General features: G+C 71.1%; 1 protein-coding gene and 1 pseudogene. Both read left to right on the plus strand.

The features are described 5' to 3' along the window. Positions 1 to 103 precede the first annotated feature (103 nt). Positions 104 to 667: an inorganic diphosphatase gene (ppa, locus tag VGB60_RS11835; protein WP_331038453.1), complete on the plus strand. Its 564-nt coding sequence runs from the start codon at positions 104 to 106 to the stop codon at positions 665 to 667. Positions 668 to 895: 228 nt separating this feature from the next. Then, positions 896 to 1,785: pseudogene (locus VGB60_RS11840) on the plus strand (cobaltochelatase subunit CobT); the annotation flags it as partial.

Here is a 1,785-nt window from a genome sequence, read left to right on the forward strand (position 1 = left end):
CCGCGCGCCGAGCGACAGGGCCAACGCCCTGCCTTGCTTCCGCCGCGCGCCCCGCCTATCACGCCCGCCACCTCATATCGCACTGCAGCATACCGGACGCGCCATGAATATCGACGCCATTCCCGCCGGACCCAATCCGCCTTGGGACGTCAACGTCATCATCGAGATTCCTCAAGGGGGATTGCCGGTGAAGTACGAGATGGACAAGCATTCGGGCGCCCTGTTCGTCGACCGCTTCCTGCACACGGCGATGTACTACCCCGGCAACTACGGCTTCATCCCGCACACCCTGTCGGACGACGGCGATCCCTGCGACGTGATCGTGCTGAACCCGACGCCGGTGGTGCCGGGCTGCATCATCCGCTCGCGCCCGATCGGCGTGCTGAAGATGGAAGACGAGGCCGGCGGCGACGAGAAGATCCTCGCCGTGCCGGTCGACAAGCTGAACCCCTATTACACCGACATCGCCAGCTACCGGCAGCTCCCCGCCATTCTGGTCGAGCAGATCGAGCACTTCTTCACCCGCTACAAGGACCTGGAGAAGAACAAGTCGGTCACCGTGAAGGGCTGGGGCGACGCCGGCGAGGCCGCCGAACTGATCGCCGTCGGCATGCGCGCGCACCAGGCCAAGCTGGCGGCGGCGGCGCAGGCGGCGAACGCGGCGTAGAACGTTCTGTCTCCTCCCCACGCCGTGGGGAGGTGGCGCGGCGCGCCTTCGCGCCGTGACGGAGGGGGCGGCGCCGGCATCCGCCAGTCGTCCGCCCGATTGCCTCGACATCGAGTCACCCCCTCCGTCTCGTCGGCTCAGTCGCCGACGATCCACCTCCCATGAAATGGGGAGGAGACTGGTCCTGCGCGCCTTCTCCCGACCGATCAGAACCGCTATCTGAAGCCCATGGCCGCCGCCGAGACTCCCGCAGACATCTTCAAGCGCGCGCTCGCGCATGCGGCGCGGGCGCTGGCGGAGCAGTCGGATCTGGAGGTCGCCTTCGGATCTGACGGGCCGCGGCTGGCCAACGGGGTCCTGACCCTGCCGCATCCGCCGCGCCATCCCGGCGGGCCCGAGAACGCCGCCCTGCGCGGACAGGCCGACCGGCTGGCGCTGCGTCTGGCCAACCACGACGAAGGCCTGCACGGGCGGCTGCGCCCGCTCGACAGCAAGGCGGCCGAGGTGTTCGAGGCGGTCGAGCAGGCGCGGGTCGAGGCGGTCGGGTCGGTGTCGCTGGCCGGGGTGCGGGCCAATATGAACGCGGCCCTGCTTACGCGGCTGGAGAAGATGGGCGCGCTGCGGGTGACGGAGGCGGAGCGGGTGCCGGTGGCGGAGGCCGTGGCCCTGCTGGTGCGCGAGCGGCTGACGGGGCAGCGGGCGCCCGACGGCGCCGGCGCCCTGCTGGACCTCGTGCGGACAAGCCTCGAGGACAAGGCGGGTGACAAGCTGAACGCGCTGGCGGAGGTCGCGGGCGACCAGACCGCCTTCGCCGACCGGCTGAAGGACGTGCTGCGGGCGCTCGATCTCGATCCGGGCGACGGCCGCAGCGACGACGCCTCCGACGAGGCCGGCGAGGATGAGCCGGACCAGCGCGAGCCGGACGCCGCCGACGATCAGGACGAGGAAGACGACGCCGGCGGCGGCGAGGGCCAGTCGATGGACGGCTCGGCCGACGACCGCGAGCAGGGCGAGGACCGCGACAGCCGCCCGGACGGCAGCCCCGCCGATCCCGACGGCGAGGCCTCCGACGAAGGCCCGGACGTCAACGAAGGCGCGCTGCCGAACCGCCAGCAGAC

The sequence above is a fragment of the Brevundimonas sp. genome (assembly GCF_036399195.1).
In the GTDB taxonomy this organism is placed as follows: Bacteria; Pseudomonadota; Alphaproteobacteria; order Caulobacterales; family Caulobacteraceae; genus Brevundimonas.